The organism is Schaalia sp. Marseille-Q2122 (genome assembly GCF_903645355.1).
Taxonomy (GTDB): domain Bacteria; phylum Actinomycetota; class Actinomycetes; order Actinomycetales; family Actinomycetaceae; genus Pauljensenia.
Map to the genome: position 1 here is coordinate 110733 of NZ_CAHJXR010000008.1, position 22946 is coordinate 133678.

General features: G+C 60.3%; 25 protein-coding genes and 2 tRNA genes. 10 read left to right on the forward strand and 17 right to left on the reverse strand.

Going from position 1 to position 22946, the window contains the following annotated elements; all coding sequences use genetic code 11:
• Positions 1 to 147: 147 nt before the first annotated feature.
• The 3 genes from HWX48_RS10090 to HWX48_RS10100 all read left to right on the forward strand — a co-directional run bounded on the left by HWX48_RS10090 (position 148) and on the right by HWX48_RS10100 (position 490).
• Positions 148 to 221, forward strand: a tRNA-Ile gene (locus HWX48_RS10090).
• Between the two features lie 35 nt (positions 222 to 256).
• Positions 257 to 394 carry a DLW-39 family protein gene (locus tag HWX48_RS10095; RefSeq protein ID WP_175957175.1) on the forward strand — a complete coding sequence of 46 codons (138 nt, stop codon included), beginning with the start codon at positions 257 to 259 and terminating at the stop codon, positions 392 to 394.
• Positions 395 to 414: 20 nt separating this feature from the next.
• A tRNA-Ala gene (locus tag HWX48_RS10100) sits at positions 415 to 490 on the forward strand.
• Between the two features lie 76 nt (positions 491 to 566).
• Here the strand turns inward: HWX48_RS10100 and HWX48_RS10105 are convergent.
• The gene (locus tag HWX48_RS10105; protein WP_175957177.1) at positions 567 to 767 is read right to left on the reverse strand and encodes a hypothetical protein; all 201 of its coding nucleotides are present in this window, start codon (positions 765 to 767) and stop codon (positions 567 to 569) included.
• A gap of 219 nt (positions 768 to 986) precedes the next feature.
• Between HWX48_RS10105 and HWX48_RS10110 the strand changes: the two genes are divergently transcribed.
• Positions 987 to 1778: a DNA alkylation repair protein gene (locus tag HWX48_RS10110; RefSeq protein ID WP_175957179.1), complete on the forward strand. Its 792-nt coding sequence runs from the start codon at positions 987 to 989 to the stop codon at positions 1776 to 1778.
• Between the two features lie 114 nt (positions 1779 to 1892).
• On the forward strand, positions 1893 to 4436 hold the full coding sequence (locus HWX48_RS10115) for a transglycosylase domain-containing protein (RefSeq protein WP_254873066.1): 2544 nt from the start codon (positions 1893 to 1895) through the stop codon (positions 4434 to 4436).
• Between the two features lie 282 nt (positions 4437 to 4718).
• On the opposite strand, the gene rplI is transcribed toward HWX48_RS10115, so the two are convergent.
• From rplI to HWX48_RS10145, 6 genes are all read right to left on the reverse strand, one after another.
• The gene (gene rplI / locus HWX48_RS10120) at positions 4719 to 5177 is read right to left on the reverse strand and encodes a 50S ribosomal protein L9 (RefSeq protein ID WP_175957181.1); all 459 of its coding nucleotides are present in this window, start codon (positions 5175 to 5177) and stop codon (positions 4719 to 4721) included.
• A 23-nt stretch (positions 5178 to 5200) separates the two neighbouring features.
• The gene (gene rpsR / locus HWX48_RS10125; protein ID WP_124869999.1) at positions 5201 to 5443 is read right to left on the reverse strand and encodes a 30S ribosomal protein S18; all 243 of its coding nucleotides are present in this window, start codon (positions 5441 to 5443) and stop codon (positions 5201 to 5203) included.
• An 81-nt stretch (positions 5444 to 5524) separates the two neighbouring features.
• On the reverse strand, positions 5525 to 6109 hold the full coding sequence (locus HWX48_RS10130) for a single-stranded DNA-binding protein (protein ID WP_175957183.1): 585 nt from the start codon (positions 6107 to 6109) through the stop codon (positions 5525 to 5527).
• A 63-nt stretch (positions 6110 to 6172) separates the two neighbouring features.
• Positions 6173 to 6463 (reverse strand): 30S ribosomal protein S6, encoded by a 291-nt coding sequence (rpsF, locus tag HWX48_RS10135; RefSeq protein WP_175957184.1) that lies wholly within the window; start codon positions 6461 to 6463, stop codon positions 6173 to 6175.
• 213 nt (positions 6464 to 6676) lie between these two features.
• Positions 6677 to 7177 carry a hypothetical protein gene (locus tag HWX48_RS10140; protein WP_175957186.1) on the reverse strand — a complete coding sequence of 167 codons (501 nt, stop codon included), beginning with the start codon at positions 7175 to 7177 and terminating at the stop codon, positions 6677 to 6679.
• A gap of 77 nt (positions 7178 to 7254) precedes the next feature.
• A complete protein-coding gene (locus HWX48_RS10145; protein WP_175957188.1) occupies positions 7255 to 8589 on the reverse strand; it encodes an MATE family efflux transporter in 1335 nt (444 codons plus the stop codon).
• Positions 8590 to 9009: 420 nt separating this feature from the next.
• Here HWX48_RS10145 and dnaB point away from each other — a divergent pair, with 420 nt between their 5' ends.
• Positions 9010 to 10356, forward strand: coding sequence for a replicative DNA helicase (gene dnaB, locus HWX48_RS10150; protein WP_175957190.1), 1347 nt, complete (start codon positions 9010 to 9012; stop codon positions 10354 to 10356).
• Positions 10357 to 10694: 338 nt separating this feature from the next.
• On the opposite strand, the gene HWX48_RS10155 is transcribed toward dnaB, so the two are convergent.
• A complete protein-coding gene (locus HWX48_RS10155; RefSeq protein WP_175957192.1) occupies positions 10695 to 11399 on the reverse strand; it encodes a hypothetical protein in 705 nt (234 codons plus the stop codon).
• Between the two features lie 103 nt (positions 11400 to 11502).
• Here HWX48_RS10155 and HWX48_RS10160 point away from each other — a divergent pair, with 103 nt between their 5' ends.
• Positions 11503 to 12078, forward strand: a complete 576-nt coding sequence (locus HWX48_RS10160) for a Panacea domain-containing protein (RefSeq protein WP_175957194.1) — start codon at positions 11503 to 11505, stop codon at positions 12076 to 12078.
• Between the two features lie 156 nt (positions 12079 to 12234).
• Entirely contained in the window at positions 12235 to 12639 is a 405-nt protein-coding gene (locus tag HWX48_RS10165; RefSeq protein ID WP_175957196.1) for a GNAT family N-acetyltransferase, read from the forward strand.
• A gap of 45 nt (positions 12640 to 12684) precedes the next feature.
• On the opposite strand, the gene HWX48_RS10170 is transcribed toward HWX48_RS10165, so the two are convergent.
• On the reverse strand, positions 12685 to 13458 hold the full coding sequence (locus HWX48_RS10170; RefSeq protein ID WP_254873067.1) for a nitroreductase family protein: 774 nt from the start codon (positions 13456 to 13458) through the stop codon (positions 12685 to 12687).
• Between the two features lie 432 nt (positions 13459 to 13890).
• Here HWX48_RS10170 and HWX48_RS10175 point away from each other — a divergent pair, with 432 nt between their 5' ends.
• Together HWX48_RS10175 and HWX48_RS10180 are read left to right on the forward strand one after the other, a co-directional pair.
• Entirely contained in the window at positions 13891 to 14613 is a 723-nt protein-coding gene (locus tag HWX48_RS10175; RefSeq protein ID WP_368483995.1) for an ABC transporter ATP-binding protein, read from the forward strand.
• On the forward strand, positions 14610 to 15956 hold the full coding sequence (locus HWX48_RS10180) for an ABC transporter permease (RefSeq protein WP_175957198.1): 1347 nt from the start codon (positions 14610 to 14612) through the stop codon (positions 15954 to 15956). The genes HWX48_RS10175 and HWX48_RS10180 overlap by 4 nt, the downstream gene beginning before the upstream one ends.
• A 498-nt stretch (positions 15957 to 16454) precedes the next feature.
• Here HWX48_RS10180 and HWX48_RS10185 read toward each other — a convergent pair whose 3' ends face one another.
• The 8 genes from HWX48_RS10185 to HWX48_RS10220 form a co-directional block, all read right to left on the reverse strand.
• Positions 16455 to 16703: a ribbon-helix-helix domain-containing protein gene (locus HWX48_RS10185; RefSeq protein ID WP_175957200.1), complete on the reverse strand. Its 249-nt coding sequence runs from the start codon at positions 16701 to 16703 to the stop codon at positions 16455 to 16457.
• A 281-nt stretch (positions 16704 to 16984) separates the two neighbouring features.
• A complete protein-coding gene (locus HWX48_RS10190) occupies positions 16985 to 17443 on the reverse strand; it encodes a DUF523 domain-containing protein (protein WP_175957202.1) in 459 nt (152 codons plus the stop codon).
• 211 nt (positions 17444 to 17654) lie between these two features.
• Positions 17655 to 18401, reverse strand: coding sequence for an amino acid ABC transporter ATP-binding protein (locus tag HWX48_RS10195; RefSeq protein WP_175957203.1), 747 nt, complete (start codon positions 18399 to 18401; stop codon positions 17655 to 17657).
• Entirely contained in the window at positions 18401 to 19252 is an 852-nt protein-coding gene (locus HWX48_RS10200; protein WP_175957269.1) for an amino acid ABC transporter permease, read from the reverse strand. Before HWX48_RS10200 ends, HWX48_RS10195 begins: the two co-directional genes overlap by 1 nt.
• 68 nt (positions 19253 to 19320) lie before the next feature.
• Positions 19321 to 20190: an ABC transporter substrate-binding protein gene (locus HWX48_RS10205; RefSeq protein WP_254873069.1), complete on the reverse strand. Its 870-nt coding sequence runs from the start codon at positions 20188 to 20190 to the stop codon at positions 19321 to 19323.
• A gap of 248 nt (positions 20191 to 20438) precedes the next feature.
• A complete protein-coding gene (locus HWX48_RS10210) occupies positions 20439 to 21266 on the reverse strand; it encodes a hypothetical protein (RefSeq protein ID WP_175957205.1) in 828 nt (275 codons plus the stop codon).
• Positions 21263 to 21940 carry a DUF6318 family protein gene (locus HWX48_RS10215; protein ID WP_175957207.1) on the reverse strand — a complete coding sequence of 226 codons (678 nt, stop codon included), beginning with the start codon at positions 21938 to 21940 and terminating at the stop codon, positions 21263 to 21265. Before HWX48_RS10215 ends, HWX48_RS10210 begins: the two co-directional genes overlap by 4 nt.
• 275 nt (positions 21941 to 22215) lie before the next feature.
• The gene (locus tag HWX48_RS10220; protein ID WP_175957209.1) at positions 22216 to 22881 is read right to left on the reverse strand and encodes a hypothetical protein; all 666 of its coding nucleotides are present in this window, start codon (positions 22879 to 22881) and stop codon (positions 22216 to 22218) included.
• Between the last annotated feature and the right edge of the window lie 65 nt (positions 22882 to 22946).

Below are 22946 nucleotides of genomic sequence, written 5' to 3' on the forward strand. Positions count from 1 at the left end.
CGGAATCTTCGCACGGGATTGAGCCAAGCGGCCCCACTGAGAGTGGGCACCCTCATTGAGAGTGTTCCACTTCACGCGGGGCCGTTTTGCTCTTTGGCCCATGTTTTGTCTACCATTGTGGAGCACCCGTTAAGGGGGCATGCAGTTGGGCCTATAGCTCAGTAGGTTAGAGCGCAGTCCTGATAAGACTGAGGTCGGTGGTTCGAGCCCACCTAGGCCCACTTCCGCAATCTCGGCATTTGCCAGAGGAGGCACAATGAACAAGTGGATCACCGCAATTGTGGTCGTCGGAGCTGCAGTAGCAGTCGGACTCGTGGTGAGACAAGTTGCTCAAGACCTCTCTGACAATGCAGAATTGTGGAGGTCAGTCACTGACGATCCGGCTCTGGCCTGATCGGAAGCGACACCCAGCATGGGGCCATGGCGCAATTGGTAGCGCACCTGCTTTGCAAGCAGGGGGTTAGGGGTTCGAGTCCCCTTGGCTCCACCAACAACCGGGCCTGGACGATTGTCCAGGCCCGGTTTTCATGTGCGCGCAGCATGGCTGCCATCTGGCCTGTTGCCTCTTAACGCTTACGGGCAACAAGGTAGATGACCGCGCAGACGGCGCCAATCGTCGCCAACGGGCCGGCCGCTAGCATTGCCAGGCCACCGCCAATATTGGCGCCACTGCCCTCAGGCATCATGGCGGAACTGACAAAGAAAAACACGACAGCTGCAGCGGCGAGCACGAGGCACGCGATGGCTGCCCACAACAGGTATTTCATGGTGTCTCCCTCCCTTCACTGCGAAAAAGACCCTGTCCTTCATTATCCCTGAAGTCGCGGCGCTCAGCAGGGAGGAGCGGGGGAGTGGGGCACCAGAAAAGAAAGCCAGGAGCACCCTCGGTGAAGAAACGCATCACGCGGTAGGGTAGTGGCCACACAGTGACCACACAGTGACCACCCAGTGGCCGCCTGGGCGCAGACAGGTGAGGAGGATCCAGTATGACCAGGAGTACAGACACTATCCGCACGCGTCTGGTGGAACTGTCCGAAGAAAAGCACGCTGACTTCACCGCCAAGCTCGCCCCCACGGTGCCACGCGAACACATCCTTGGCGTGCGCGTCCCTGCCCTGCGCACACTCGCCAAACACCTGCGCAGGAAAGAACCTGCGCTTGTAGAGGCTTTTCTTATCTCGCTTCCGCACGAGACTCTGGAAGAAAACCTGCTCCACGCACTCATTCTTAACGAAGAGAAAGACTTCGACGAGCTCATCCGACGCCTTGAGGAGTTCTTTCCTGTCATCGACAACTGGATGGTCTCCGACATTATTTCTCCAGGCCTGACCGCTACCCACCACGAGGAGCTCGAAGGATCAATCAGCCAATGGCTTACTAGCAACCAGGTCTACCCCGTCAGGGTCGCTGTCCAGCTCCTCATGTCGTACTACCTCGACGACTATTTCCGAAAGGATCACCTCAACTGGGTGGCGGCAGTGAGCAATCCTGACTACTACGCCCGCATGGCCTGCGCCTGGTATTTCGCCACCGCCCTCGCCAAACAACCCCACGCCACCGGACCCTACTTCTTCGCCAAGGCCGACGAAGAAGGCATGGACGACCAGACACGAAAAATGGCCATCACGAAGGCCTGCGAAAGCCGCCGCATCCCCGATGCAACGAAGGAAGCACTCCGCAAGGAGCGTCAACGCTTGAGCATCGCCAGCGCAGGAACACGCCAAGGCCCAAAGAAGGCCGAATATAGTGCGGGTTTGGCCACGATTTGCCAAAAGTGACCTGCATATCTAGCGCTCGCTAAGGTCAGGGCCCTAGGGTGGAGAAGCAGCAGTGTTTCTGACGGACATTCCGCCAAAACACCGCAGTCCCTGTTGTCAACGAAAAGAGCACCCATGGCACGCAACCCGCAGGACCTGCCAATGGACACTTCCCACCTGCCCTCCCGCGCCGAGGCCGCCCGCCAACGCGCCGCCGCAGCCGAAGCCCAAGCAGCAACCCGGGCCCGCAGTGCACGCACACCCGAACCGACGCCAGCCCCGCAGCGCTCAACCACACCCGCTGCGGCCTCAACGCCGCGCTCAACCTCTGCTTCCACGCAGCGCCAGGCGGGCGCCTCGTCCTCGTCGACAACAACCCCACAGCGCCGATCCGTCCTCCAACGCGGCGCCCAAGAAACCAAACCCGCCTACGACTGGCCCCAAGCCTCCAGCGGCAAACGCTCACCCAAACGCTCCGCAACCGCGCCCGCCGACAAGAAAAAGCCCCTCTCCAAAGGACGCCGCTGGGCACGCCGCATCGGTAAAGGCATCGCCTTCTCCATGCTCTTCCTCGTCCTGGCCGGCCTGGGCGTCTTCGGCTACCTCTACAACCGCCTGACCATCCCCGCCGCCGACGAGGTCGCCCTCGCCCAAACCACCACCGTCTACTACAACGACGGCACCACCCGCATGGGCACCTTCTCTGAGGTCAACCGCACCATCATTGACGCCTCAACCCTGCCCGACTACGTACCCCACGCCATCGTCGCCTCCGAAGACCGGACCTTCTACACCAACTCCGGTATCGACATCCGCGGCATCCTACGCGCCCTCTACACCAATATCACGACGGGAAGCCGTCAGGGTGGCTCCACCCTGACCCAGCAGTACGTGGAGCGCTACTACATGGGGGATACCACCAGCTACGTTGGCAAAGCTAAAGAAGCCATCCTCGCGCTGAAGATCAACAATCAGCAGACCAAGGATGAAATCATCGGCAACTACATGAACACGATCTACTTTGGGCGAGGCGCCTACGGGATCGAAGCAGCCGCGAAAGCCTACTACGGCAAGGCCGCTAAGGACCTTACCCTCTCTGAGTCAGCCATGCTGGCCGGCATCATCCCCGCACCCTCCGTGTGGGACCCCGCCGTTGACCCTGAGCAGGCCCAATCCCGCTGGGAGCGCGTCCTGAACCTCATGGTCGAAGACGGGTGGATCAACAAGGCCGAGGCCGACGCCGCGACCTTCCCCCAAACCGTCGACCCCAACGCCGAACGCACAGACGAGTGGGCTGGGCCGCAGGGCTACCTGCTTGAACAGGTCCGAGCCGAACTCAAGGCCACCGGCGCCTTCACCGACGAACAGATCGAAAACGGCGGCCTGACGATCATCTCCACCATCGACAAGGCGAAGAACGATGCCGCCATTGCGGCCGCCAACACGATGAACGAGGTCGAAGGCTGGAATCCTGAGACCATGCACCTGGCCCTGTCCTCCGTAGACCCCAACACCGGAGAGATCGTCGCCGAATACGCCGGACACGACTACCTGGTCCGCCAGCAAAACGCCGTCACCCAAGACATCTCGGCGGCGGCCTCGACCTTCAAAACCTTCACCCTGCTCGCCAACCAAATCAACGGCGGCAGCATTGAAGACCTTTACGATGGCCGATCCCCGCGCCGCTTCGACGGCCTGGCTGAAACCGTCGAAAACGACGGTGGCTACTCCTGGGGCCGCGTGAACCTCACCAAGGCCATGCAGTACTCAATCAATACCGCCTTCGTTGAACTCAACGAAAAGATCGGATCCGACAAGACCCTCAAGGTCGCCATTGACGCCGGCATCCCCGAAGACACCCTCGGCCTGGACGGGACCTTGCTCAACGTCCTGGGCTTTGCAGCCCCCCACAATATCGACATCACCGGCGCTTACGCCACGATCGCATCGGGCGGGTACCGCATCACGCCCCACATTGTGCGCGAAGTGAAAAACGGTGACGGCCAAGTGGTCTACAAGACCATCATCGACCCCAAGCAGGTCTTCAACGCCACTGAACTGTCGGGCATCATGCCCGCCCTCGAGGCCGTCATGCAGCGCGGGGGCACAGGCGAAACCGTAGCGAGCCTGGGCCGTAAGGTCGCAGGCAAGACGGGGACCTCCGAGGAACAAAAATCCGCCCAATTCGTCGGTATGATCCCCCAGCTTGTCACCACAGTGAGCATGTACCAATCCGATGAGAACGGTAATCCTGTGCCCCTGACCAATATTGGCGGCCTGGATCAGTTCCACGGCGGCGACTGGCCAGCCGATGTGTGGCTGGCCTACATGAAAAAGGCCACTGAAGGCATGGACAATATCGACTACCCATGGCGGGTGTCAGTCCAGCAGCGACCTCGACTCAACGAACCCGTCCAACCTGCCGTTGAGGAAACACCTCAGTCGATGCCTGAGGAGCAGGAAGAAGAACCCACGCAAGAGCGCGGCGACAATACATCAGACGAGCAAAATACGCCGTCACCTCAAGATCCCAACGACACCTCTGACCCGAATACGCCTGGAAACGGAGGGGGGAGCACCCCCGGTAACGGTGACAATGACGGAGGGCAAAATCCTCCCGGCAATGGGGGTGGCCAAGACGGTGGCGCCTCGCCTGGATCGCCTCCAGCAAATGGCTAAATCACCCAACCTTGGGTGAGACCTGGGGTGCTTGTCGGCTGTAACGGCCGCAAGCACCCCACTTTTGTGTGTAGGGGCGCAAGGGGCGGCTGCCGAGGGCGGTGGAAGTGGCTTAGGCAGGGGCGGCGAGCGAGGGGGGACAGCGAGGACACGGCTGGGATAGTAGGGCAGAGCCAAAGGTGCTGTCATGAGGTTGGAAAAACACTGGGGGCCTGGCTCAAAGAGCCAGGCCCCCAGTGTTCAAGCAGTGATCCGCTCAGCGAATCAGCCGCCCATCAGTCTTCACTTAGCAGCGACAACGCGAACCTTGAGGTTAGCGGTCACCTCGTTGTGGAGGTTGACGACCACGGTGTAATCGCCAGTGGTCTTGATCGGAGAAGCGATCACCACGCGGCGACGGTCGATGGTCTGGCCGAGTTCAGCCTTGACAGCCTCAGCAATGTCAGCGGTGGACACGGCGCCGAAGAGGCGACCGTTGCCGCCAACCTTGGCGGAGATCGTCACAGGAGCAGCAGCCTGGAGGACGTCGCGCACGGCGCGAGCGTCATCGATGGAAGCGATCTCGCGCTTGCGGCGAGCAGCAGCCATCTGGTCAATCTGCTTCTGAGCGCCCTTGGACCAGGCGGTAGCCAGGCCACGGGGAACCAGGTAGTTACGGGCGTAACCGTCCTTGACCTCGACAACATCGCCGGCAGCGCCGAGATTTTCGACATCGTGGGTGAGGATGAGCTTAGTAGCCATGAATAATCTTCCCTTCCCCTCGATCAGCGGCCAGAGGACGAGTACGGCAGCAGAGCCATCTCGCGGGCGTTCTTAACGGCCTTAGCAATGCGACGCTGTTCCTGCACGGACACGCCAGTCACGCGGCGAGCGCGGATCTTGCCGCGGTCCGAGATGAACTTACGAAGCAGAGCGGTGTCCTTGTAGTCGATCTTTTCGATCTTGGCCGACTTCAAGGGGTTGGCCTTCTTCTTGATGGGCTTATTGCGAAGTTGAGGCTTCGCCATGATGGTCTCCTTGTGATCTGGGCGGCCGGGCCGCCCCAAGCATTGTGTGAGCGTTGCTGAGAGAATCCCTCAGCGTGAGACTCAGAACGGCGGTTCGTCGCCGAACGAGGCCGCACCACCATCGGTACGCCACGGGTCACCTGCACTGCCCCCAGCAGGAGCCGAGTAGGTCGCCTGGCCACCGTATCCACCCTGGTTGTAGCCGCCCTGGCTGTAACCATCCTGGGACTGGCCATATCCACCCTGACCCTGAGGCTGGCCGTAGCCGCCTCCCTGGCTGTAGCCTCCCTGGCCCGACGGCGCTTGCACGCGGGTCACTTGAGCTTTCGCGCGACGCAGCGAAGGGCCGACCTCGTCAACCTGAAGTTCGACGACGGTACGACGCTCGCCCTCGCGGGTCTCGTAGGAGCGCTGGGTCAGACGACCCTGCACGATCACGCGCATACCCTTACGCAGCGACTCGGCCACGTTTTCCGCAGCCTCACGCCACACGCTGCAGCGCATGAACAGGGTCTCCCCGTCCTTCCATTCGTTGGATTGACGGTCGAAAGTACGGGGGGTCGATGCCACCGTGAAGTCAGCAACTGCGGCGCCCGAGGGCGTAAAACGCAGTTCCGGGTCAGCGGTGAGGTTACCGATGATCGTAATGACGGTTTCTCCGGCCATTTCTGCTCCTCAGTGGGATCGATTGAGTGGACTCACAGGTGAAGTGGTGATGCGGATACGACGTCAGTGAGCGTCGGGGCGCAGGAGCTTGGTGCGCAGAATGGCCTCAGACAGGCCCATCTGGCGGGTGATTTCCAGCGCGACGGCAGGGGTCGTGGTCATGTTGATGACAACGTAGATGCCTTCGGAACGCTTGTTGATGTCGTAGGCAAGACGACGCTTGCCCCAGATGTCGACGTTCTCAACGGAACCGCCCTCAGCCGTCACCAGCTGCAGGTACTTGTCCATCGAGGGTGCGACGGTGCGCTCGTCGATCGAGGGATCGAGGATCACCATGAGTTCATATGCACGCACGTGAATACCCACCTCCTATGGTCTTCGCGGTCACGGTCTTTCCGTGACAGGAGGGTCATGCGTCAGACGAGGCCGAAACCTCGTCCTAAGGACCGCTTCTCACCCGGGACGGGCGCAGAATAGTCCGACTTCCTATCCTAGTGGGGGGTAGGGTCACATGTCATGTGTGCGCTCATCATTGAACGCGTGCAATAGAGCACGCCCCGAGGGGAATTAGAGGCTCAAACCCGCCATCAGAGTCTCCAGTGCCGACTGCATCATCCTGCCTGAAATGAAGGTAGCAATACCGGGAAGAACCAACACTGTCACCAGGGCAATGATGCTCATGGTCTTGGGGCGTTCCTTGACGATGGCGATGATGGCCACAATGAGGGCTACCAGGTTAATGAGGCCGGCGATCCCCAGTGTGCCGAAGCGAATGGCGTCAGCACTTTCGGCGGCATCCATCAGCTCAGTCACGCCCATCTGACTGACAGCTTCAGGGGTCATGCCACGCAGGGCAAGCCAGCTGCTGCCAAGGATCAGCAAGGACGCGAGGATCGTCAATCCCAGTGCCGTCATTGACAAGACCTTCTTCGTCGGCTGAAGCGGCATGGGGGTGGGGGCGGGCATCATGCCAGCTTGGGGCATCTGGCCTGGAGAGGGCATTTGGCCCGAGGGTGGCATGGGGTCGGGTCCGGGCATCTGGCCGGGAGGCGGGGGTGTGGTGGACATGGCAGACTCCTTTCCTGGAGGGAAATATGCCCTTACGATAGCCCAGAAACGCGCAGAAAAACAGAGTTTTCTGAGAATCATCTGGGCGTTTGGGGGTGGCGGTGGAACTCATCGCGTAATCCCCACATCAAGCACGCCAGGCGCGCCCCCATAAACAGCAGCGCCCACTCCGCCCACAAGCCAGCAAGTGCCCAGGTCACAGGCCATTGGCTCAGCCGTGGGCTCATCATCCAGAGCAGCGGCACATGTCCGGCCAGGAGGCCCACATGCACCCCAGCCAAGAAGCGCGCCCGATCAGCCCCCATCATCACCCCGTCAAAGAGGAAGACCGCGCTGGCAATCGGCATCCCCACCGCGGCAACGAGCAGGCCCGCAGTGGTGGCGGCGCGCACGGCCTCGTCAGTGGAGAAAAACAGGGGAAGCAGGGGGGAGGCGAGGGCAAAAACGCCACCCAGGACGAGGCCGGCGCCCACACCCCAGGCGCTCAGGCGACGCAGGAGGAGGCGCGAGGCCGAGCGATCCCCCTTGCCCGCAGCAGTGGCGAAGAGGGTTTGAGCTGCCGCCGCCAGGGCGTCGAAGGCGTAGGAGGCAAAAGACCACAGGGACCACAGCACCTGGTGGGCGGCGAGGGTGGCCACCCCCAGACCAGTGGCCGCCGTGAGCAGGGCCAGCAAGGACAGGCGCAGGGCCAGGGTACGCACAAAGTAGGGCACGCCATCGCGGGCGCTGCCAAAAATCCCCGAAAAACGAGGCCGAAGCGTGAGTTCGTGCCCGCGCGAGCGGCGCAGGAAAGCGCGCAGGAGGGCGGCGGCCATGAGGAGTTGGGTGAGGGAGGTGCCCGCCCCCGAACCGGCCACGCCCCAGCTCAGGCCGTAGATGAACGCGGCGTTGGCACCCGTATTGAACAGGGCCCCCAGGGAGGCAACCTTCAGGGCGGTGGTCGTATCGTGCAGGCCTCGGAGCGCGCCGGTCAGTGCCATGACGATGAACATTCCGACCACGCCGGGGGCCGAGTATCGCAGGTAGTCCACGGCGTGGGGGATGACGGTGGGGTCGGGGCCGAAAAGGCCAATGAGGGTGTGTGCGCCGAGGGTGAGGATGAGGGTGGAGGCTAGGCCCAAGAGAAGGGCGAGCCAGATGGCGTTGACTCCGGCATTGAGGGCGCGGGTGAGGTTTCCTTCGCCGAGGGCGCGAGCGGCTTGGGTGGTTGTGGAAAACAGGAGGAAGACGAAGAGGCCCACGAGGGTTTGGACGATGGTGGAGGCCAGGCCCAGGCCGGCGAGCTCAGCGGTGCCGAGGTGCCCGACCATGGCTGAGTCGATGAGGATGAAGAGGGGTTCGGCAATGAGAGCGCCGAGGGCGGGCAGGGCGAGAGAGAGGATCTGGCGCGTAAGTGAAGATGCCGAGGTCATGGGGCTTTTCTGCGAGTATTTGGGAGAATTTCAGGGTTTTTCCGGTGTTGTGAGGGAAGTGTAATGCCTTCACCTTGAGAGAGCATCCGCAACCCAAATGTGACGACGATTACATGCGTGGTGGGCTGTCCACAACCTGTGAATAGAGCTGTGGATGAGCGAGAAAGGATCTCGCCCGCAATTCCGCCGAGTGACATTCGTGTAATTCCCTGAGCGGGTTTTGAGAGTTTCCACAGCTCTACCCACAGGATGTGGACAAGTGCCCCCATTGTCCACACGCAATCCACAACCCCATCCACATTCCGGGTTCGCTCAGAGGGTCATCATGACGCTAAGGTGCCTAATGCTTATAGGCGCAACCCACTCCCCACAGCCCACTATCAGCTACGGGGATGAAGGATGAAGGGATAGCCCCACACCATGTCATCGGAGCAGGATTTCGACCGCACTCCACCCCAAGACATCGACGCAGAAATGTCGGTGCTGGGCTCCATGATGCTCTCCCCCGAAGCCATCCACGACGTCACCGAGGTCATCCGCGGCAGCGACTACTACCTGCCCGCCCACGAAACCATCCACGACATCATCCTCGACCTATCAGGCCGCGACGAACCCGTCGACGCCATCACCGTCGCCGCCGAACTCCAACGCCGAGGCGACCTCACTCGAGTCGGCGGCGCCGCCTACCTCCACAGCCTCATCGCCTCGGTCCCCACCGCCGCCAACGCCGGCTACTACGCCCACATCGTCCGCGAACGCTCCGTCCTGCGTCGCCTCGTCAGCGCCGGCACCCGCGTCGTCCAGCTCGGCTACGCCGATGCCGGGGGAGACGTCGACCAAATCGTTGACCAAGCCCAGGCTGAAATCTACGCCGTCTCCGAACGCCGCGCCGCCACCGACTACGTCGTCATGAGCGAAATTACCGACTCCATCCTCGACGAACTCGAAGAAATCGAGGCAAATAAAGGCAAACTCACCGGCGTACCCACCGGCTTTACCGACCTCGACAAACTCACCCAAGGCCTCCACCCCGGGCAGATGATCATCATCGCCGCCCGCCCCGCCATGGGTAAATCCACCCTTGCCCTGGACTTTTGCCGCTCCGCCTCCATCCACCACAACCGGGCCTCAGTCATCTTCTCCCTCGAAATGTCGCGCAGCGAGATCGCCATGCGCATGCTTTCTGCCGAATCAGGCGTGTGGCTGTCGAAGATGCGTGACGGCTCCATGGAAGGCCGCGACTGGGAGCGCATCTCCATGACCATGTCCAAGATCTCCGATGCACCCCTGTTCATCGACGACTCCCCTAATATGGCCATCACTGAGATTCGCGCCAAATGCCGCCGCCTCAAGCAACAGCACGACCTTGCCCTGGTTGTCATCGACTACCTGCAGCTCATGAGTTCAGGTAAGCGCGTCGAATCACGTCAGCAGGAAGTCTCGGAGTTCTCCCGTCAGCTGAAACTGCTGGCCAAGGAGATTGAGGTGCCCGTCATTGCTGTTGCCCAGCTCAACCGTGGCCCAGAAGGACGAACCGACCGCAAGCCCATGATGGCTGACCTGCGAGAATCGGGCTCCCTTGAGCAAGACGCCGACATCATTATGCTGCTGCATCGCCCCTCCTACTACAACGAGGACGACCGTCCGGGCGAGGCTGACATCATCGTCGCCAAGCACCGTAATGGCCAAACCAAGACCATTCCGGCCCTCTTCCAAGGCCACCTCGCGCGCTTTGCCAACTTCACCGGCCGGGAAGAACCCGCCTAAGGGGTGGTTGAGGGGTTGCCCCACGGCTGCCTGAGGCAGTTGTGTGACAGTTGTTGCGTTGCGTGACAGGTATAGCTGTCACCTAAGGTCGCAAATGCTCCCTCAGACAACAAGTGTCACAAAACTGGGCTGTAGGAGCACTCTAGCGTCACCAGGTTTGCCCCGGATCGGACCGACCTAGACCGGGACCGATCCTGATCGGACCAACCTAGACCGGGCAACCTCGTCACATGTATGTCACCCTCGTCTCCCCATGGCAGGCCCACAAAGGAAGTAATTCAACGCGGTGCCCGCGAAGGAAGTCACCCAAGTGCTGGCCCGAAAGGAGCCCGCCAGCCCTAGTAGCCAGCCTTCAGGCGAGACGAATCCGGCGCCCCACCCTCGCGATGATCCGTAAGAATAATCGGCCCACTAAACCCAGCCAGCGTCAACACATCCACCACATCGCGAGCAACCTCGCCGACCTCTTCACTGTCAAGGATCGGTGAGAGATGACGGATCTGAACGGAGTCAACACCGCGGCCTGCCTGGTGCTCACGGCGGTTCGGGTCTGCATGAACAGGCAGGACCCGCACGTGGGCGCCGCTATGCTCAATCGCCACACACGCCTGGAACAGATCCTCCGACGCTCCTAAAAGCCAGGTGATCGCCGTGTCGTCAAAAAGGTAGGTGTGGGTGAGGATCACCCGATTGCCCTCCTCCGGAATCTTCATTCCCACACGTTGGAAAAGGAGAGTGGGCTCGCCCTCCTCATCAACCGCTTCGGAAAGCTGATAAGCATACGCGGCCACACCCGCATCGACCTCGTTATTCAAATCGTCCGCGACGACGCCCATGATCGAATCGTCAAAAGCGGCCTTCTCAAAGAGCAAAACCCCGCCGCGCACCGGCTTTTCCGGACCAATAAGGGACACTGGCCACTCCATAGAGGCCAGCAGATCACACACTGCGGCGGCATTCTCCTGAGGGTGCGGGTGGAGGATCGCCGCATTGTGCGCGATGCGTTCAATAAAAACCGAAGTCTGAGAAGGCATGGAGGTCATGCCCCCAATGCTAGTTCCAAATCTCGTGATGTTGAGCGCATATGTCCTGTCGAACAGGCGTTCTTCAGTTTAAGATGAGGTCACGGAGCATGAGGGAAGGAGGATGAAATGGAGCCTATTTTTTTTCAGTGATCTGGATGCGCGACTGATCGCTGATTATTTTATTGCCCGCGATGAATGTCGCGATGATGCAGATGTCACGCAAATGAAACTGCATAAACTGATGTACTTCGCACAGGCGAACTACCTTGCAGAGACAGGTCGCCGACTGTTTTCGTCGAAAATCTACGCTTTTGAGCATGGACCTGTTGTGGATGCCATTCGTTCCGACTTCCAGGAATATGGCCGGGCAGCAATCGTTGTGAAGGACGATGCTGTCGCCTTCCGCGCGAAGCAGCGATGCGCTGAGATTCCTCAAGAGATCAGGCAGTTCCTTGATGCAATTTGGGACAAATATGGCGAAGAGTCAGCGTCGCAACTACGTCGCCTCTCGCATCAAGACAAGCCGTGGTCAGATGCCTACGTTCCTTCAGGACGCTTCTGTGTGATCACTGACGAGGCTATCCGCGACTACTACCGGGAACCAGACAAGGCAGACAGTCGCGTACGTTTGGATAGGGTCTTCTTCATTGACGAACATGTCTGGGCGGCACTCGATGAGCTCGACGCCACACTCTGAGCACCCTCAAACGCAGGCTCCTCCGTGGATATCTGTGGTGCGCTTGGAAGAATCACACAAAGAACTACTTGAGAATTTCAGTAGCAACGAAGAGAGTATCGACCACTGGCTGCAACACAGTGCTTGTGAGCAAAGTGCTCAGTTGAGAACAAGCACATGGCTCTGCCTCGACGCTCAAGGCAAAATCTGCGCTTTTTCTCACTCGCAATGAGTATCGTCACCGCCCCATACGAGAAACTCAGCAACACCCAACGCAAACGATGGGGCATTGATGAACGCGGGTTCGCGCCCGCCATACTCATCGCCAAGCTTGGGCTTCATCATGAATACCACGGAAAGGGGCACGGCAGCGATTTGATCGATGCCGCGCTCAACAAATGCGTGGAGACTGCCCAAGGTGCTGCCTGTCTCCTTATAGTTGTCGATGCACTCAAGGAAGAGCTGGTTTGTTTTTACACGAAGGAAGGCTTTATTCGCCTCAATGGCTTACGCTTTGTCCTTACGATGCGCGCAGCCCAGAAGCGGCTAGCATCCCGTACCAATAGCCGGCAGGGTGAGTAGTTAACTCTGAAAGACTCCCTGTGCGAGCAATAGAATCTCGAGTCTTTAGTACAGCCCCAACTTCTGCTTGGTAAAGACCTCGCGCATAGGGGAGCGCTCCGCAGCCCCCAAGCCCTGACGGGTCTGGATGAGATGAGTGAAGGAATCCTCACGCGTATTCGACGCGCGCGTCCCATAGTATTCCTGCACCTCAGCATCGTATTCAGCCAAGGAATCAACGAAAGCCGCAGGGTCATCAATAACGGGGTAACGATCCACAGCCACCGTCACCGACAGCGGCAAACGAGGCTTACGCTCAGGCTCAGATGCCGGATGCCCCACCAGCAGACCAAAAGCCGGGTAGGTGAAGACGGGCAAGCCCAGCAGCTCAATCATGCGCCGCGGATCAGCATTAATGGACCCCAGATACACCGTACCCAACCCCAAAGACTCAGCGGCAATCACCATATTCTGTGCGCCAATCGCCGCATCATTATGACCCGCCATGTAGGCGTTCATGCGCGATGCGTGCACAAGATCAGCATCCACGGCCTGGCGAATACGCGTATTGCGGTACAGGTCGATAACGAAGATGAACAGCTCACCCTTCGTGCCCGCCACATGCGCCTGGCCGGTGACAGCCGCAATCTCCTGACGCAACTGCTCATCCTGAACATGGATGATCGTGAACTGCTGGTTATACGAGGTCGTCGCCCCACGGCGGGCAACCTCAAAAAGAGTGGCGAGGGTGGCTTCGTCAACGGGAGCATCCGTGAACGCGCGGTGGGTGCGGTGGCGCAGCAGCAGGTCAATGGTGGGGTTCGAGATCAGGGCAGTCACGGTCATCCTCGGTGGTGGTCGTCGTCAATGATGCTCAAAGACATCACGCGTGGAGGAAAGCGCAGTTCAGCCGGCTTCTTCAATGAAGCCGGTGACAACAGTGCGGGCTGAATGAGAGCCTTCCTTCCCTTATTGTGCCCCCTGCGCTTAGGGGAGGACACCCGAAGGGCAGCGTGGCCCAAGATCCGGGACACTCAGGGATGGTGGGGGCTTAATCGTGCCAACCCCTAGCCCGCCCACCACGCAAGTTTCAAGATAGACACATGACTGAAATCCTCTACTCCACTCCCCAACCCACCGCCCACCCGGCAGGCGGCAGGCCTCGTCAATCACGCAGGGCCCACCACCCAAGCGGCCCCCGCTGCACCCGCCCCCAGCCTCGACGAAGGCCTGTGGGTCCGCAACCTCACCAAGCACTACCACCGCGAAGGCGTGACCGTCGCCGCCCTCAATGACGTCACCGTCCACCTGCCGCGCGGCAGCCAAACCGCGATCATGGGCCCCTCCGGCTCAGGTAAGACCACCCTGCTGCACTGCATGGCCGGCATCCTCGCCCCCACCTCCGGCTCCATCCTCATTGAGGGCGTCGAGATCGCAGGCATGAAAGAACGCCACCTGTCCGCCCTGCGCCTGGAACGCTTCGGCTTCGTCTTCCAAGACGGCCAGCTCCTGCCCGAGCTCTCCAACGAGGAAAACGTCGCCCTGCCGCTCATGCTCGCGGGCGTGTCACGGTCGGAGGCGATTACGCGCGCCAACGCCCAGCTTGCCGCCTTGGGCCTGGAAGGTCACGGCCCCTACCGGCCCGGCCAGCTCTCCGGCGGCCAGGCCCAGCGCGTCGCCATCGCCCGCGCCCTCGTCACCAACCCGCAGGTCGTCTTCGCTGACGAACCCACCGGCGCCCTCGACCAGGCCACCGGCCATGAGGTCATGAGCGTCCTCACCCAGGCCTGCCGCGCTTCGGGTGCGACCCTGGTACTCGTCACCCACGACGAGGGCGTCGCCCGCTGGTGCGCCGGGCAGCTGCGCGTGCGTGACGGGCGGGTCATGATGGCTGGCGAGGCCACTGCGGTGGCTGGGCAGGCGGGTCCGGCTGGCGCTCAGCAGGTGCCAGCAGGCGTGCAGCAGGCACCGATGTTTGCAGGGGGCCAGCAATGAGCCAGCTCCTTGTCGCCACCCGAGCACTCCTGCGCTCGCGGGACCGGGCCACCTCGATCCTGACCATCCTTGCCCTGGCCCTGCCTCACGCCGTATTCCTCAGCGTCATTGGCGGCGTGTACGCCTTCATGGGGCGCGAAGCAAACCCCATGAACGCGGTAATGGAGGATCAGCCCTACACCGCGCTGGCCGTCTTCGCGGCCGTCCTCGTTGTCATTCCCGCCCTGTCGATGGGTGCGGCTGCTGCGCGCCTGGGCGTGAGCCGCAAGGCGCAGGCACTGGCCGTCCAGCGCCTGGTGGGCCTGCCGCCTGCACCCGCTCAAGGCGCCGCCATGCTGGATACTTTGGCACATGCGGCTGTCGGCATCGCCGTGGGCAGCGTGCTCTATGCGGCCATCTTGCCCGTGTGGCAACTCATCTCCTTCCACGGTGTGCCCCTGTCGATCGGGGAAATGTGGATGGGTGTCCTCCCTCTTCTGGCCTGCGGGACCATCATGTTGGGACTAACGGCGTTGAGCTCCATCACCGCCATGCGCAAAGTGATGATCACGCCTTTGGGTGTCGTGCGTCGCACGGACCGCGCGAAGGTGTCCTGGGTGAATATTGTCGTGGCGCTGGTCCTGCTGGCCTTGTGGTTTGGTCCAGGTCAGCTCATCACCCGCATGGATCTGGGTGAAACGCTGGTGCTTACCATTCTCATGGGCTTCTTCGCCGGAGCGATCGCCGTGGTCAACCTCGTGGGGCCGTGGACCCTGCAAATCCTTGGCCGGATTATTGCCCGCGTGGCGCGCAGGCCTGAGACGCTGCTGGCTGGGCGCCGCATCGTCGAAGACCCGAAGGCCGTGTGGCGCTCTTTTGGGGCGATGAGTCTGGTGGGCTTCATTGTGGGCCTGATGATTCCGGCCATGGAATTGGTGCGGGCTGTCTCGCCGGAGGTGACGACCATGCCCGCAGAGATGGCCGCCCAACTTGAGACCGTCTTTATCGATATCCGCACCGGCCTCTTCCTCACCCTCGGCATGACCGTTGTCTTGGCAGCGATTGCCACCGCCATCCAGCAGTCCATTCGCGTCGTCGACACCGCCGCACAGGCTGAATCCCTTGAGCGCATGGGTGCAACAGCCAGCTTCCTGCACCGCAGCCGCCGCCGTGAGGTGGCCATCCCCGCAGTGGTGACCATTGGTGGTGCGCTGCTGGCGGGCGTGCTATTCATGGCTCCGGTCATGGCCGTCAGCAACCCGGTTGTGCCGCTGGCGGTACTGGCTGTCACCCTGGTGGTCTCGGTCGTGTTGATTGTCGCAGCCGCTGAAAGTGGACGCTTCTTCGAAAGGAAGACGGCGTGAGTGGGGAAGTGATTGGTGGCCACCGACTAGTAGCTAGCGATAGCTGCTGATCGGAGACGGATCTGACAAGAGACGTGATCCTTAGGGCGGCTGGTGCTGTGGGCCGCCCCGGCGCCCAGGTGTGCATCCACAACCTGATGGGGGAGCGTAGGCAGGTTTTCTGCCGTGGACGCACACCTGGGAGCGCCGATGGGTTGTGCTTTTTGGAGGGACTACTACGGTGCTGAAGTGATGATGGGCGCACCTATGGGAGAAGGCTGAGGTATTGCGGACGTGCCTTCATAGCGTGAATGATCATTTCGTTGCCACTATCGAAAATCAAAACGACCAGCTCTAATAATCGTCCATGTGTGTCAAACCCGAGTCGTAATTCTCGTTGCGGATGATCGTCATCAAGAGGGCCAACCCATTGAGGCCAGGCTGCTGCATAGAGGATATCTGCATCGGTTATTCGGTGAGCCTTCTGGTGTTTGCGAGCGGACTCGTGCAGAGAAATACTCACGCGAGGACGGCCTTGCGGATGAAGTCTGACCGGGAAATGTGACGTTCCTGAGCTCGTCTATCAACTTCGGCAAGTTCTTCGGGTGTGAAGCGGATGGTGACGACTTGGCTGGGTGCACTGCCTCGCCCAGGGCGCCCACGGCGGCGTGAACGGAGGAGCTCGACATCATAGCCAGCCTCCGCTTCAGCCACCCACGTTGTGATCTGCTCTTCAGTGACAGGTGTGCCCTGGATGGTCTCCTTCATACGAATATCGTATTACGAAATTATGGGACGGGCAATGGGAAAGGAATGGAGGCAGATCAGTACGCCTGAAAGAGGATCTTCATAAAGCCAGATCCCACATGTGCATCCAGAGAAGAAAATGGCGGTTTCACTGCCGTTATCCGCTTGGATGCACATGCGGGAGCCGAAGGTGGCGAAGCTGATGTGCGCTAGACAGCGAGTGCTGACCACAGAGCGCTTCACCAAGGTTTCATAGATGGGGACGCGCTGCGTTTCACCAGGTGTGCCAGTATCAGTGGTTCTTAGTCGTCGGCCGGGCGGACCTCAATGCCGAGGTCTTCAAGAGTGGCCGCGAGGACCCCTTCGCCAGCGATCCGCTGCCCGGTGTGCGTGCCATCGTAGATCTGGGTACAGCCACACGAGGGGCTGCGATCTTGCAAGATCGCCTCACGTGCGCCGAGCTCACGGGCAATGCGGGCGACCTCCTGAGCTCCAGCAAGAAACTCGGCAGTGACATCTGCGCCAGCAGCAGTCAGCACACGAGCCGTGCCTTCAAGGACATCGCGTCCGCTCCCACCTGTGATCTCAGCGGGCGGGCGAGGCGTGGGCAGGCCACCCATCACCTCAGCACACACGGGGACGGCATCGCCCTGCTCAACCAGGGCGATGATCGCAGCATCGGGCTTTGCGCGCCCGTCATAACGGCAGGGCTTTCCCGCCAGGCAGGCGCTCACCAGCAGGGGAGGCACATCATCAGGCACGGCCGACCTCCTTCATGCTCCGGCGCTGTACGACACACTCGCTCCTGGGAAAAGTCTAGGCCCGCCGCCCCTGCAGTCACAGGGGTGGCGGGCCAGGAAGCTTGGCAATGATCCGTCAGATCGCTGAGCGCACACGCGGCGGCCAGGCCAGCTCAGGCCAGGACAGCCCAGGCCAGGCCAAGCGGAGCGTCACTCAGTGCCACAAACGCAATCAGTGCAAGAAACGCGCCAGGAACTCGCGCGTGGCCGGCTCAAGCGGATCGTCAATCACCTGCTCAGGCGGCCCCTGCTCGACAATGCGCCCATGCTGCAAGAACACCACGCGATCAGCCGCCGATCGGGCGAAGCTGATCTCGTGAGTTGCCATCAAGATCGTGCCACCCTGCTCCTTGACCTCACGAACCAGGTCAAGCACCTCGCCCACCAGAATTGGGTCAAGGGCAGCGGTGATCTCATCAAGCAACAAAAGCTCAGGGTTGGTGGCCAGGGCGCGTGCGATGGCCACACGCTGCTGCTGACCGCCCGACAAGCGATCAGGGAACTCCTGAGCCTTCGCATCCAAACCAATGCGGGTCAGCAGCTCCATGCCGCGCACCTCGGCCTCTTCACGGGTCTGCTTATGAACCATGCGCGACGCCAGGGTGACATTATCCAGTACCGACATGTGCGGGAAGAGGTTGTAGTGCTGAAAGACCACGCCAATGCGGGCGCGCACAGCGTCAGCATCTATACGCGGGTCAGTAATGTCCTCACCCGAAAGGAAAATCTGACCATCATCAACCCGCTCCAGCAGGTTCGCACAGCGCAACAGCGTGGACTTGCCGGACCCCGAAGCGCCGAGCAGGACGACGACCTCGTGAGACTGGACGGACAGATCCAGGCCACGCAAAACCATATTGGAACCGAAACTTTTGACGACACGTTGAACGTCGAGGACGGGGGTGGTGGGCGTGCTCATCAGACGGCACCTCCCATCTGTTCGCGGCGGCGCAGGCGATCCGTGTACCAGTCGGTGAAGCGGATCAGCGGCCAGCTCAGGATGATAAACAGCAGGCCAGCAACAATGTAGCTGGTGTAGTTAAAGGTCGACGCCGTGTAAATCTGGGCGGCGCGAATCGCATCCGTCGCGCCCAGCACGGAAATCAGGCCCACGTCCTTTTGCATGGCAATGAAGTCATTCATCAGTGCTGGTGTCACCTTACGCACCGCCTGGGGAACCACAATGTGGCGCAGGGTCTGACCGTGGCTCAAGCCCAGGGAGCGGGCGGCCGCACGCTGGGAGGGGTGGACGGACTCCAGGCCCGCGCGCAACACCTCCGACACGTAGGACGAGTAGGTGAGGATAATGGCGATCGTCCCCAGCACCTCAACGGGAATACGCTGAGAGGGATTCAAGCCCGGCACGCCAAAACCGATGATGAACAGCACGAGGAGCAGGGGGACGCCTCGGAAAATGTCGGTGTAGGCAGCGGCGAGGAAACGGATCGGGAAGAAGATCGGGCCACCCAGGGTGCGGGCTACGGCCAGCAGGGTCGACAAGATGGCCACACCGATCGCGGCCACAATGAGCATCCGCAAGTTCAGCCACAGGCCGTCCAGGACCTTCGGGAAGGAGCGGGCGAAGTGTTCGGGGGAGAAGAAGGTCTGTTGGACCAGGGCCCAGCCCGGCGAGTTCGCCAGCACCCACCAGATGGCGCCGGCGAAGACGAGGAAGGAAACGACCGAAAGAGCGAAAGAACGTCGGGCCTTAGAACGCCTATAGGTGCGACGACCGAGCTCGATATCAGAGATCTCGAGCTCGGTCGCCATAACCTCAGGATCAGGCTGCACGGTTGAGCGCACGCAAGTGTCCTTTGGGAGTATTTAGATTGACGGCGTCACTTCAGGACGGGGATGTCCACAGCGAGGGACAGCCACTGCTCCTCAAGCTTGGCCAGGGTGCCGTCCTCGCGCAGTTCATCCACTGCCTTGGTGACGGGTTCGGTCAGCGCAGAGCCCTTGGGCAGGACGAGGCCGTAGTTGTCGCCATCCTTGGTGCCTTCGAACTGGCCGACGATGACACCCTTGTCGTCCAGCTGGGTGGCGGAGATGAAGAAGGCGGTGGGCAGGTCGACGACGATGGCGTCAACCTGGCCGCTCTTGAGGGCCTGGACGACGTCAGCGTTGTTGTTGTAGATCTGGGGGTCCTTCTCGGTGGTGACGTGTTCGGTGAGGAACTGCTGGCTGGTGGAGCCAGCCTGCACGCCGAAGAGGACGTTCTTCAGGTCAGCCACGGACGCGGCCTTTTCCGCGTTGGTGCCCTTCACGGTGAGGACAGCCTGGGAGGTCGTGTAGTAGGGGCTGGAGAAGTCCACGGCGTTGCGGCGCTCATCGGTGATGGAGAACTGCTGGAGGTTGAAGTCCCAGTCCTTCGCGCCGGGGGTGATGGCCGAGTCGAAGGTGGTGCGGGTCCACACCACGTCTTCCTTGGCGAAGCCGAGCTTTTCGGCGACAGCGTAGGCGACGGCTGCTTCGAAGCCTTCGCCGGAGGCAGGGTCGTCATTTTGGACCCAGGGGACGTAGGCGGGTTCGCCGGTGGCGATGGTGAGCTTACCTTCGGTGACGGTAGCCAGGCCGGTGGAGCTGCTGGTGGCAGCGCCTTCGGTAGAGGGGGCGGTGTCAGCAGAGCCGCCGCTGCAGGCGCCAAGTGCGAGGGTGGCGACTGCTCCAAGAGCAACGAGCGAGCGGAACGTGCGGGACACGGACATGAGGGGCCTCCATGAGTGGGTCGGCGGTGATGTCAGCCCTGGCGGAAGTGCTCCCGATCTTTTATGGCTGGTGGGCCGAGGTGACCGGGGTGGTTCGGAATGACCGGGTTGGTCGGGCCGCGAGGGCACGTTAAACGCTAGTATCTGCGCGGTTTTCCTGTCAGCAGCGTCCGGAGGATGGAACTTTGGAAATTTGAGGACTGGAGGACGAGGGTGGTGGGGGTGGTGCTGTATCTTCCTTGGGGGCGTTATCTGCCTTGGAGTTCTTCGGCGGTATCGGTTAAGTATCCTCGAGCCTTACGTACCTCGAAAGGTGCTGATCGTTCCCGGGTGATCATTGCACCTGGGACGGTGAGAACCTCCCCAGTGACAGGGTGAGTGATGGTGGCTGTCCATGTGGTTTCCAAGGTGACGGTTTGTGAGGGGAAGGGCTGCTGGTAGGTGTGGCGTAGTCGTGAAATGGGGTAGGGGCCTGATGGGTCGGTGGTGATCAGGGGAGGGAGGCCATCACCGAAGTCATACTTGTAGGAGCTTGCCGAAAAACTCACTGTGACGTCGTAGCCTAGGATGTGGAGTGTTTCTGAGCGGGTGGGTTGGGTGGCATGAACCAGAGTGGGGACGCCAACGTAGGCGCGCAGGTGAGGTTGGACTTGTAGTCCTGCGCCTTCGATTCTTGCTTGCGATAGGGTGTGGTAGAGAAGGTCGATGGGTGGGATTTCTTCTGGTGGTGATTCGTCGGGGAAGTTAATGGGGCAGATGTCGCCACCGCCCCATATGCCGCCGTGGATCTGGCCAGTGCAGCCTACATTGACGTTCTTGGGCAGTGCGCGTCGGCCAAGCTCGGCCTGAACTTCACCGGGAGCAAGATCAGGGGCAGAGTAAGCTCCATCGCGGGATTCTCCTCTTTCAATGCCTACCGCTACAGTTCCGGTGTTTCCATCTGTTGTCGCTTCAGAAAACACGCTGAAAGGTGTGTCTTCTGACGAGGTGCGAGGATGTTGGAGCAGCAGGCCAGGAAGGAATGCGCTGTGAATCATGAGTGCGACTGGCAGAATTGAGCGGAGTGCTTTACTCATTTCTCCTTACTCCCTTCAGCGCCTGTGATCTTCCACATGCCATCGAACTGGCGCATCTGAAGATGGAATTGTCCTTTTGCTCCTTCATATTTCTTGAGGGTGACACCGTCGTAGACATTGTGGTCACTATCTTGAACATGAAGGATCGTGTCCCACAGTCCTGGATGGAGGGGGGACTCGATAGCGGGCTCAATGTGAAGGACGCGATTATTGACATGCTCAACCCACCCCCCATTTGATCGATATTTGTCGGTCCGGTCTGCCATCCCCAGGCACCATCCGCAGGATTCGGCGCTGATAGACCGCAGTAGGCTGGTATCGCCGCTGAGCCAGGTGTAGTCCAGAACCTCAACAAAGTATTCCGCGAAGGCTTCTGCTCCGTTTTGGTCGTAGACCTTAGCGACTTCTGGGAGTTCAGGAGGGGTAAGTTCGTAGATACTTTCGGGTCGGAGGAGCTTGCCTTCAGGGCTGACCTCGTAGTGGCCGGACATGACTATATCGGCGGAGGTGGCCTTTCTCGATTGCGTGCTGCTTCCGGATTGTTCTGGCTTGAAGAAGGGGATTTCCGATATCGGCCGGTCGTCTTGGGCGCAGCCAGCGATGAGGGCCGCAGAACTGAGCATGATGAGAGCGCAGAACGTCGCAGTTTTTTGTGAAGCATGAAACCTAGTCATGTTGCCACGCTACAACGCTGAGGTCTGTTTCCGAAGGCGAACCGAAAATCTGTGGATAACGTGGGAATCGGCCTGAGTGAACCATCCTTTCAGGTTTCACCCCGGAACAAAACCCAGGACGGCTCAGAACGAATCCGTACAAAAGGTCTTCTATTGACACTGAGGTGATTCGTCTGTAGAGTCATAGCTGAAACAAGCAAGACTCTCTTCAGCAGACACTTGCTCAACAGATCTTGTGGCCCCTGGGGGATTTGCTGCGGCACCCAGGGGCTGTTTCATACTTCTGTGACTTCCGCAACCTCTCGCATTCTGTCAAACCAGCGTGGCTCTGCTTGAGACCGCTCACGACGAAGGGCATAGGCTGCGGTATCGGGGACCCAGAGGCAATTGAATCGACTCGGTGAACCGGCGTGAATGTTGAGATTACGGGAGAGCTTCCCACTAGAGACTGCTTCTTTAATCGTTCGCTTGTCTATATCTCGTAACGTTTTGTGATGACGTTGTTCATACACGACGACACGCAGCTTCGGCACCTTCTTGTGAGCCTGTCCAATGAGCGAAATTAAAGTCTTTGCTCGGGCCAGTTCTCCGTTTGCATCCTCAGCAGTGATAGGGCTCTGCACCGTGAGTAATAGGTGCTCTTCCCTGGGAATCTTGCCGATCCAAGAACAAAGCTTGTCAAAGATTTCACATCCATCAGGGTGCTGGAAAAACTCGGTCGAGTGGTAGTAAGGATTGTTGCCTCGCTGAAGTTGAGGAGCAGATCTCACTATCTCCCGCAGTTCTGCCTGAACGGTTTGAATACTACTCACAGGAAGCATGTATAGAGTGCAGCAGTAGAAGGTTGTTTCTTTTTGTTCCCTGGCGACCAGATAGGTCTCATCAATAAAGGCGGCGTAACCGGACTGGTATCGTACGAAGACTTCGTCCAAGCTGCTCATTACTATCCTCAAGAATGAATTACTAAAACGTCTGATACGGCCCGGAATGTGAGAGCAGTCGCAGC